Here is a 9,486-nt window from a genome sequence, read left to right on the forward strand (position 1 = left end):
GTACCTAGGGCGGGAATCGAACCCGCACTTCCGAAGAAACTGGATTTTGAATCCAGCGCGTCTACCAATTCCGCCACCTAGGCAAAGTCGATAGAAGTGCAAATGTAAAAAAATATCGAAGTATTCACACGAATCAAACGAAAAAAAATTCTACTTTTGTGGTGAAATTAAACCAACAAACATAACAACAACTCAAATGTCTGTAAATCAACTAACTCCAAAGGTCTTTGCTTGCACGCAAAGTATTGAATTAGGGAAATCAATTGCCAAACATTATGGAACTGAACTGGCAGATTTAACCGTAGCTAGGTTTAGCGATGGCGAATTTCAACCCATCATTAACGAAACTGTTCGAGGAAGGAGAGTTTTTATTATCGGCTCTACTTTTCCAAATGCTGACAACTTGATGGAACTTTTACTGATTTTAGACGCATGTAAAAGAGCTTCTGCAAAACACATCACTGCAGTAATCCCTTATTTTGGTTATGCTCGACAAGATAGAAAAGACCAACCCCGTGTTGCGATTGGAGCTAAGATGGTTGCTAATTTACTTGAAGCTTCCGGCGCTACTCGTGTAATGACAATGGATTTACATGCAGACCAAATTCAAGGATTCTTTGAAAAACCAGTAGATCACTTATATGGGTCAACAATCTTCTTGCCATACCTAGATAGTTTGAAGCTAGACAATTTAACGATTGCTTCCCCAGATATGGGAGGGTCAAAAAGGGCCTACGCTTATGCTAAATACCTAAAAAGTAATGTTGTTATTTGCTACAAACAAAGAGCTAAAGCAAACGTTGTATCACATATGGAGTTGATTGGACATGTAGAAGGACAACACGTTGTGTTGGTGGATGATATGGCTGATACCGCAGGAACTCTAACAAAAGCTGCTGATCTAATGATAGAACGAGGTGCTTTGAGTGTGAGGGCAATTGTAACTCATTCTTTATTATCCGGTAATGCACATGAAAAAATTAAAAATTCCAAGTTAACCGAGTTTATCACCTCAGATACAATTCCTTTAAAAGAGGCAAATTCTAAAATAAAAGTCCTATCTTGCGCTCCCTTATTTGCAGAGGTAATGGAGAAAGTTCAGAACTTCAAGTCAATTACGGATAATTTTATCATTTAATATATATTATGAAATCAATTACAATCACAGGATCTCAAAGAGAAAGCGTAGGTAAGTCAGCGACTAAAGCCTTACGTAATGCTGGACAGGTACCTTGCGTTATATACGGAGGGGACAAAGTTTTACACTTTTCAGCAGATGAAAAACAATTCAAAAACTTAGTTTACACACCAAACGTATATACAGCTACGATTGAAGTAAACGGTAAAAAAATTGAAACCATCTTACAAGATATTCAATTTCACCCTATTCATGACAGAATCATTCATGCCGATTTCTACCAGCTACAAGCAGACAAAGAGATCTCTATGAATATCCCTGTGAGAATTTTAGGAAAATCTAAAGGAGTTGCTATGGGTGGTGCTTTACGTCAAAATTTACGTAAGCTAAAAGTTAAAGCTATTCCTGCAAACCTACCTGATTTTATCGATGTAGATGTTACTGAACTAGAAATAGGTAATAAATTTTATGCATCTAGATTAAGAAACGACAAGTATCAAGTACTGCACAATGACAATACTGTTGTTGCTCAAGTAAGAATGTCTAGAAACGCTGCTAAAGCGGCTTCAGAAGAGGAAGAAGTAGCTGAGTAAAATTTTTATAAACAATTTAAAAGAGCGTTACTAATGTAACGCTCTTTTTTTATGCATTAGAATCTTATATTTGTAAAAAAAAGATGTGGTCACTCCTCTCTAAATGGTTAACCTCCAAACAAATGTCAAACGTAGAGCCCATGAAAAAATTCTTAATTGTTGGTTTAGGCAATATAGGTCCAAAGTACGAGAATACTAGGCATAATATTGGTTTTAAAATATTAGATGGAATAGCAAATCAACAAAATACTGTTTTTACAACGGACAAATTAGGTGACCTCGCAACCTTTAAATTTAAAGGAAGAACTTTTGTCCTATTGAAGCCCTCTACCTTCATGAATCTTAGTGGAAAATCTGTTAAATATTGGATGACCAAAGAAAAAATACAGCAAGAAAATATTTTAGTCATCTCAGATGATTTGAATCTTGATTTTGGAACTTTTAGATTAAAAGCCAAAGGAAGTGCCGGTGGCCATAACGGGTTAAAAGACATCAATGAAAAACTGGGAAATCAAAATTATGCTCGTTTTAGGTTTGGAATTAGCGCCATGTTTGGCAAAGGAAAACAAGTTGATTATGTTCTTGGAACATGGGACAAAGACGAACTAAGGTACTTTCCTGAACTCCTTGACAACGCTTCCAAACTCATCTTATCTTTCGGTACGGCAGGCATCAACAACACGATGAATCAATACAATGGCAAACAAATAGAAGATCTCAAATAAAAAAAGCCTCAAATGTGATTTGAGGCTTTTTTTATTTTTTTTGGTATAACATTGGATTTAATTCATCATCATTATACATTTTCATTTGCTTATAAACTTTCATATACTTGTCTCCGTTTTTTATATCCGCAATCAAATCATCTATTGCAATAGACAAGTCAACTCTCTGTTCTAATAAAATATTAAGTTTTATTTGACATGCCTTTTGATGACTCACCGAAGCAGATTCTCTAACAATCTCTTCATTCATATGATATATTTTCAAAGCTAAAATAGAAAGCCTGTCTATGGCCCATGCAGGACTTTCAGAGTTTATTTTAGCCGTCGACTTTGGTACTATCTCTTCATATTTTTTTAAAAAATAGCTATCTACATACTCTACCATATCTGTTCTGTCCTGATTCGAAGCATCTATTTTTCTTTTCAATGCTAAAGCTTCTATAGGATCTATTTCTGGAAGACGAATAATATCCTCATAATGCCATTGAACAGTATCTATCCAACATTTCCTGTATAGCAAATGTGCTAAACTACCCTTTTCATACTGATTTTGAAAAAGTTGGTCTACATCATCTATGACATGATATTTAGCAATCACTGCATCAAATATTTCATTAAAATCTTTTGCTCTCAAACTCATCTTCTTTAATTAAATTTTCTTTGTATTAATAAAATCAATCTTTCTTCATAATCTTCTTTTCCTTTCCAATCATACTCTTTTTTTACCATTTTTAGGAAGTTTAAGCCCTCTTCTTCAGTAGACAACGTATTTATTTGAGAAACCACTCTATTAAAATCTTCTTGGTTCTCAACAAACAAATGCTTCACAAAAGCAATCCTATCATTTAAATCAATTTGCAAGTTCTTTTGGCCTACAACTACCTCTTGAATTTTCTTTTCTGCATCGACTCGAGTAGCATTTTCAAACAAATCAGTCGTAACATCTAAAGAAACTGTTGGACCAAATTCTATCTCTAGAGAAGATTGTAAATGATCTGACTCTTTCTTTGGTGTTTTTTTTGCCTTAGTCACCTTCTTTTTCACAAAAGACTTCTCTTGAGGAGCAGAAGGCTGTTCATCAATATTTTCAGTCATCTTTATTGCTCTATCTTCATTATTTGCTGATTCACCAAAAGTTTCTGAAGCCAGTTCTTCTATTGTTTTTGTGTTCTCTGGCGTTTCTGCAACAAAACGTTCAATATAACTCAACACTGCTAGTTTCTCATAGGTCTCATAAGCTTTCTGTTTTAACGCTTTTAAGTCATTCCTATTTTTCATTTGTAAAATTTCATGAGCAATACTCATCAATTCTGATTCTAGTTTCTTTTGCATTTGTACTTTGATCAATTTAGGTTAGCGTGTAAGACTTAATTTGATAAATTTGTAATACATATCTTTGAAGATAACAAAGCAATCTAAGATTTATTAACAACGATAAAAATACAAAATGTTTCTTGAAAACACCGTAAATCATAAAGAACAATTTGGATGGATAGAAGTCATTTGCGGCTCTATGTTCTCCGGAAAAACTGAAGAATTAATCCGCAGATTAAGACGAGCTCAAATTGCAAAACAACGAATAGAAATTTTCAAGCCAACTGTAGATACTCGTTATGACGATGAAAACGTTGTTTCTCATGATGAAAAATATATTCGCTCTACGCCAGTTCCAGCAGCAGCTAACATTAGACTACTAGCAACCGATGTAGATGTTGTTGGCATAGATGAAGCTCAGTTTTTTGACGATGAAATTGTAAGTGTTTGTAATGATTTAGCTAACAAAGGAATTAGGGTTATCGTTGCCGGTCTTGATATGGATTTTAAAGGAAATCCTTTTGGACCCATGCCAAGTTTGATGGCAACTGCAGAATATGTAACGAAAGTACACGCTATCTGCACAAAAACTGGAAATTTAGCCAATTATAGCCATCGTAAAAACAAAAATAAAAATCTAGTAATGCTAGGGGAAAATGAAGATTATGAACCTTTAAGTAGAGCTGCTTTTCACAAGGCAAATGAAACCAAAAATTAGAATGCAAAATCATCATGTAACCAAGCTAGAAATCAACTTAACTGCTCTTAAATACAATTATCAGTATTTTAAGAGCCAAACCAAACCCGGAACAAAAACACTAGCTGTGGTTAAAGCTTTTGCTTATGGATTAGAACCTACAACTCTTGCAAATACGCTAGAAAAAGAAGGCGTTGATTACTTTGGAGTTGCTTATGCTTATGAAGGTGTTAAGCTTAGAGAAAATGGGATCAAAACACCTATTTTAGTCTTACATGCTCAAGTAGCACACTATAAGTTATTTGTCGAACACCTGTTAGAACCTAACTTATATTCAATACATACTTTAAAAAAATTTTTAGCATTTGCCAAAGAAAATGATTTAGACAACTATCCTATTCACCTAAAGTTTAATACTGGACTGAATCGATTAGGCTTTGATCACAGTGAAATTAACCAAGTTATCGAACTTATCAAAAACAACAAAAACGTTAAAATTACTTCGGTGTTTTCACATATTTCAGCAAGTGAAGACCCAAACGAAATAGAATTTACCGAACAGCAAATTTCAACGTTTAAAAATATTGTCAAACAATTGCGTTCATCAATAGGAAACATTTTTTTTGTGCACATGAGCAATACTTCTGGAGTCATAAACTATCCAGATGCTCATTTTGATATGGTAAGAATCGGGATTGGATTATATGGATTTGGAAACCACATAAAAGAAACAGAAAAGTTACAAAACGTAGCCAATCTAAAATCTATTATTTCCCAAATAAGAACAGTTCCAAAAGGAGAAAGTATAAGCTACAATCGAGCTTTCATAACTTCTAAAGAAGAGAAAATAGCGATTATCCCTATAGGACATGCCGATGGCTTTTCTAGACCTTTGGGCTGTGGAAATGGATATGTCACCATCAGAGGTCAAAGAGCAAAAACAGTTGGAAATGTATGTATGGATATGATTTTAGTCAATGTCACAGACATCTATTGCAAAGAAGGAGATGAAGTGATTGTATTTGATCAACAAAAAACAGTAGAAGAATTTGCCGCGATTTGCCAAACTATTTCTTACGAAATTTTAACTGCAATATCACAACGAATACAGCGAGTTTTTATCAAATAATTTTTATTTTGAGTTTCTTGATCTTATGAAACAAAGTAAGTTGTTTTTGAAGTTAAGAAGAATCGACAAAGATCATTTTACCTTTCAGACATCGAATTAAAAAAGTAACTTTGAACTTTTAAATAGAAGCACCACAAACATGTACAGAAGTCATACTAACGGAGAATTAAGAATTGAAAATATAAACCAAGAAGTTACCCTATCTGGCTGGGTTCAGAAATCTAGAGATAAAGGATTCTTAATTTGGGTGGATTTACGTGATCGATACGGAATTACTCAACTTATTTTTGATGAAGAAAGAACTCCTAAAGCAATTCTGGACGAGGCAAAAACATTGGGCAGAGAATTTGTAATTCAGATAAAAGGGACTGTTATTGAGCGTGAAGCAAAAAATAAAAAAATACCGACAGGTGACATCGAAGTTTTAGTCAAAGAACTTACCCTTTTAAATGAAGCGAAACTTCCTCCTTTTACCATTGAGGATAAGACAGACGGAGGGGAAGATCTCCGTATGAAATATAGGTATTTAGATATTCGAAGAAATCCAGTGAAAAACAACCTGATCTTTAGAAGTAAAGTTACTCAAGAAGTGCGCAACTATCTGTCAAATCAAGATTTTATCGAAATAGAAACTCCATACTTGATCAAATCAACTCCAGAAGGGGCTCGTGATTTTATTGTGCCATCTAGAATGAATTCAGGTGAATTTTACGCTTTACCTCAATCCCCTCAAACCTTCAAGCAGTTGTTAATGGTGGGTGGAATGGACAAATACTTCCAAATTGTAAAGTGTTTTCGTGATGAGGATTTACGTGCAGACAGACAACCCGAATTCACTCAAATTGATTGTGAATTGGCATTTGTCGATCAAGAAGATATTTTGAACATCTTTGAAGGTATGACCCGCCATTTGCTACAAAAAGTTAACAACACAACTGTGGGGGACTTCCCAAGGATGACTTTTGATCACGCGATGAAAACTTATGGAAACGACAAACCAGACATTAGATTTGGGATGGAATTTGGGGAACTGAATGCTGTTGCTCAACATAAAGATTTTAACGTGTTTAACAATGCTGAATTGGTAGTTGGTATTGCAGTTCCAGGAGGAGAAAAGTATACGAGAAAAGAAATAGACAAATTGATTGAATGGATCAAACGACCTCAAGTTGGCGCTTCAGGTATGGTCTATGTAAAATGTAACCAGGATGGCTCTTTTAAATCTTCTGTGGATAAATTCTATGACCAAGAAGATTTAGCTGCATGGGCAAAAGAAACTAATGCTAAACCTGGAGATCTAATTTGTGTTTTGTCTGGATCCACTAACAAAACAAGAGCACAACTTTCTGCATTGCGTATGGAACTTGCAGAACGATTAGATCTGAGAAAACCAAACGAATTTGCCCCTCTGTGGGTTGTAGATTTTCCATTGCTTGAATGGGATGAAGAATCTGAAAGATTCCATGCAATGCATCACCCATTTACAAGTCCTAAAAAAGAAGATATAGATCTACTCGATACTGACCCAGGAAAAGTAAGAGCTAATGCATATGACTTGGTTTTAAATGGAAACGAAATAGGAGGAGGTTCTATCAGGATATACAACAAAACTACTCAAGAAATGATGTTTAAGCATTTAGGTTTTACCCCTGAGGAAGCAAAAGAACAGTTTGGTTTTTTAATGGAAGCCTTTGAGTATGGCGCTCCACCACATGGAGGTCTTGCTTTTGGCTTGGACAGATTGGTCTCTATTTTAGGAGGCCAAGAAACCATTAGAGATTTTATTGCTTTCCCGAAAAACAATTCAGGTAGAGATGTAATGATCAATGCGCCCGCTGTAGTTTCTGATGAAATTTTAACTGAACTCCAAATAAATATTACTGATAACAATTAATATTTAACAGGATCTAAACCGGATAGCCATGCCACAAAAAAAAAGGAGTTTATTAAATCAATTTTTGATTTGGAAATACAAACATATTTCCCAAGAAAACTTTCTTTACATATTAAGTACCATTGTTGGTCTACTGGCAGGTATTGGAGCCGTTACGCTAAAAAACTTAACTCATTATATTTTTAAATCGCTCAAAACAGGATTTATCAAAGATATCCATATTGGGTTTTATTTTGTATTTCCAATTATAGGATTATCGCTCACTTTACTGGTGGTAACCTATATCATTAGAAAAAAAATAGGACACGGAATTCCTGCCACTCTTTATGCGATTTCAAAAAGAGAATCAATTATGCATCGCTACCAAATGTGGGCTTCTGTCATTACCGCACCACTCACCGTTGGTTTTGGAGGTTCTGTTGGTTTAGAAGGACCCACTGTAGCTACAGGATCCGCACTTGGATCAAATTTTGCGAGAGTTTTCCATTTAGACCAAAGATCTAGAACACTTTTAGTGGGCTGTGCCGCAGCTGGTGCTATGGCCTCAATATTCAAAGCTCCTATTGCAGCCATTGTATTTGCAGTAGAGATTTTTAGTCTAGAACTGACATTAGCCTCAATGATTCCTTTACTGCTAGCCTCTATCTCAGCAGTCCTAACTTCTTATTTCTTTTTAGGAGATGAAGTATTACTCCACTTCGAGGTTTCAAAAAGTTTTGAATTGAATGATGTGATTTTCTACATTACTCTTGGGCTTGGTTGTTCACTTGTATCTATTTATTTCACTAAAGTATATTTTTGGTTTCATGATTTTTTTAAAAAAATTGAAAACCCATGGTATAAACTTTTGGTCGGAGGTAGTTTGATCGGTGTAATTGTATATTTCATCCCGCCGCTATTTGGTGAAGGTTTTGAAACTATTAATGCCGTTCTAAGAGGTGATGCTTCTCAAATTTTAAAAAACAACATATTTAACACTGAAGCTGACACCATATGGATGATTGTTGGATTGTTGGTCGGACTTATCCTTTTCAAAGTAATAGCAATGGCATTAACCTTTGGGGCAGGTGGTATCGGAGGGGTTTTTGCACCTACTTTATTTATTGGTAGTATTACTGGATATGTTGTGGCTATTATCGTAAATCACACCAAAATAATTTCACACAGTGTTTCTCAAAGCAACTTTGCTATGGTAGGAATGGCAGGTTTAATGGCGGGAGTTTTACATGCTCCTCTAACTGCTATTTTCTTGATTGCAGAAATTACTGGAGGATATGATTTATTTATACCCTTAATGATTGTGTCATCTATCTCGTTTTTAATTACGAAAAAGTTCATACCTCACAACATCTACACTTCTGAATTGGCAAAAAAAGGACAATTGATGACACATGATAAAGACAAAAATGTGTTGATGATGATGGATATTGATAAGGTAATAGAACAAGATTTTATGATGACCAAACCTAAAATGACGTTGGGAGAATTGGTTCACGAAGTTATTATAAAATCTAAACGAAATAATTTTCCTGTAATTAATGATTTTGATGAATTGATAGGTGTTTTACACATGGATACCATTCGACCAATCATGTTTAATAGTGAATTGTACGAAAATACGATCGTTTCAAATTTAATGGTGTCACCAGCCGAGGTCATTGAATATGAAAAAGATGCTATGGAAGTCATTATGGAAAAATTTAAAATCACCTCAGCTTGGAATCTACCGGTTATCAAAAATGGAAAATATTACGGATTTATTTCTAAATCTAGGTTACTAAACGCTTACCGAAGAAAATTAATTATGGCTAGCGATTTTTCCTAATCAAAAGCCATATTATAAACGAAGTTTCCTATGAAAGTATTACTAAGAGTTTTGTTGATTATCGTAGTGGTTTTGTGGTCTTTAGGTGCTTATTTTTTCCTAATAGAGAACACAAAAGGGCCAATGTTTATTGGAGTTGGAGTCTTGGTTTTAACTCTAATCTTAATGCCA

General features: G+C 34.7%; 9 protein-coding genes and 1 tRNA gene. 7 read left to right on the forward strand and 3 right to left on the reverse strand.

Translation table 11 applies throughout. From position 1 onward, the window contains the following. Position 1: 1 nt before the first annotated feature. Positions 2-83: transfer RNA gene (locus tag ABF281_RS07365), tRNA-Leu, on the reverse strand. A gap of 113 nt (positions 84-196) precedes the next feature. Between ABF281_RS07365 and ABF281_RS07370 the strand changes: the two genes are divergently transcribed. The 3 genes from ABF281_RS07370 (at position 197) to pth (ending at position 2,456) form a co-directional block, all read left to right on the forward strand. Next, positions 197-1,138, forward strand: coding sequence for a ribose-phosphate pyrophosphokinase (locus tag ABF281_RS07370; RefSeq protein ID WP_347181035.1), 942 nt, complete (start codon positions 197-199; stop codon positions 1,136-1,138). Between the two features lie 8 nt (positions 1,139-1,146). Then, the gene (locus tag ABF281_RS07375; RefSeq protein ID WP_347181036.1) at positions 1,147-1,731 is read left to right on the forward strand and encodes a 50S ribosomal protein L25/general stress protein Ctc; all 585 of its coding nucleotides are present in this window, start codon (positions 1,147-1,149) and stop codon (positions 1,729-1,731) included. A 140-nt stretch (positions 1,732-1,871) separates the two neighbouring features. Beyond that, complete coding sequence (pth, locus tag ABF281_RS07380; RefSeq protein WP_347181037.1) at positions 1,872-2,456, forward strand: aminoacyl-tRNA hydrolase; 585 nt, start codon at positions 1,872-1,874, stop codon at positions 2,454-2,456. Between the two features lie 31 nt (positions 2,457-2,487). Here pth and ABF281_RS07385 read toward each other — a convergent pair whose 3' ends face one another. After that, positions 2,488-3,096: a DUF4254 domain-containing protein gene (locus ABF281_RS07385; RefSeq protein WP_347181038.1), complete on the reverse strand. Its 609-nt coding sequence runs from the start codon at positions 3,094-3,096 to the stop codon at positions 2,488-2,490. 5 nt (positions 3,097-3,101) lie between these two features. Further along, positions 3,102-3,788, reverse strand: a complete 687-nt coding sequence (locus ABF281_RS07390; protein ID WP_347181039.1) for a hypothetical protein — start codon at positions 3,786-3,788, stop codon at positions 3,102-3,104. 115 nt (positions 3,789-3,903) lie between these two features. Here ABF281_RS07390 and ABF281_RS07395 point away from each other — a divergent pair, with 115 nt between their 5' ends. The 4 genes from ABF281_RS07395 (at position 3,904) to ABF281_RS07410 (ending at position 9,315) form a co-directional block, all read left to right on the forward strand. Then, the gene (locus tag ABF281_RS07395) at positions 3,904-4,488 is read left to right on the forward strand and encodes a thymidine kinase (protein ID WP_347181040.1); all 585 of its coding nucleotides are present in this window, start codon (positions 3,904-3,906) and stop codon (positions 4,486-4,488) included. Between the two features lies 1 nt (position 4,489). Next, positions 4,490-5,596 (forward strand): alanine racemase, encoded by a 1,107-nt coding sequence (alr, locus tag ABF281_RS07400; protein ID WP_347181041.1) that lies wholly within the window; start codon positions 4,490-4,492, stop codon positions 5,594-5,596. A gap of 139 nt (positions 5,597-5,735) precedes the next feature. After that, on the forward strand, positions 5,736-7,490 hold the full coding sequence (aspS, locus tag ABF281_RS07405; RefSeq protein ID WP_347181042.1) for an aspartate--tRNA ligase: 1,755 nt from the start codon (positions 5,736-5,738) through the stop codon (positions 7,488-7,490). A gap of 28 nt (positions 7,491-7,518) precedes the next feature. Then, entirely contained in the window at positions 7,519-9,315 is a 1,797-nt protein-coding gene (locus tag ABF281_RS07410) for a chloride channel protein (RefSeq protein WP_347181043.1), read from the forward strand. Positions 9,316-9,486 lie beyond the last annotated feature (171 nt).

It is taken from the genome of Wenyingzhuangia sp. (assembly GCF_039768515.1).
Taxonomy (GTDB): domain Bacteria; phylum Bacteroidota; class Bacteroidia; order Flavobacteriales; family Flavobacteriaceae; genus Wenyingzhuangia.

Bases quoted from the DNA above. Each gene is read 5' to 3' on its own strand.
- ABF281_RS07410 (WP_347181043.1), top strand. From the start codon at position 7,519: ATGCCACAAAAAAAAAGGAGTTTATTAAATCAATTTTTGATTTGGAAA.
- ABF281_RS07395 (WP_347181040.1), top strand. From the start codon at position 3,904: ATGTTTCTTGAAAACACCGTAAATCATAAAGAACAATTTGGATGGATA.
- ABF281_RS07370 (WP_347181035.1), top strand. From the start codon at position 197: ATGTCTGTAAATCAACTAACTCCAAAGGTCTTTGCTTGCACGCAAAGT.
- aspS (WP_347181042.1), top strand. From the start codon at position 5,736: ATGTACAGAAGTCATACTAACGGAGAATTAAGAATTGAAAATATAAAC.
- pth (WP_347181037.1), top strand. From the start codon at position 1,872: ATGAAAAAATTCTTAATTGTTGGTTTAGGCAATATAGGTCCAAAGTAC.
- ABF281_RS07375 (WP_347181036.1), top strand. From the start codon at position 1,147: ATGAAATCAATTACAATCACAGGATCTCAAAGAGAAAGCGTAGGTAAG.
- ABF281_RS07385 (WP_347181038.1), bottom strand. From the start codon at position 3,096: ATGAGTTTGAGAGCAAAAGATTTTAATGAAATATTTGATGCAGTGATT.
- ABF281_RS07390 (WP_347181039.1), bottom strand. From the start codon at position 3,788: ATGCAAAAGAAACTAGAATCAGAATTGATGAGTATTGCTCATGAAATT.
- alr (WP_347181041.1), top strand. From the start codon at position 4,490: ATGCAAAATCATCATGTAACCAAGCTAGAAATCAACTTAACTGCTCTT.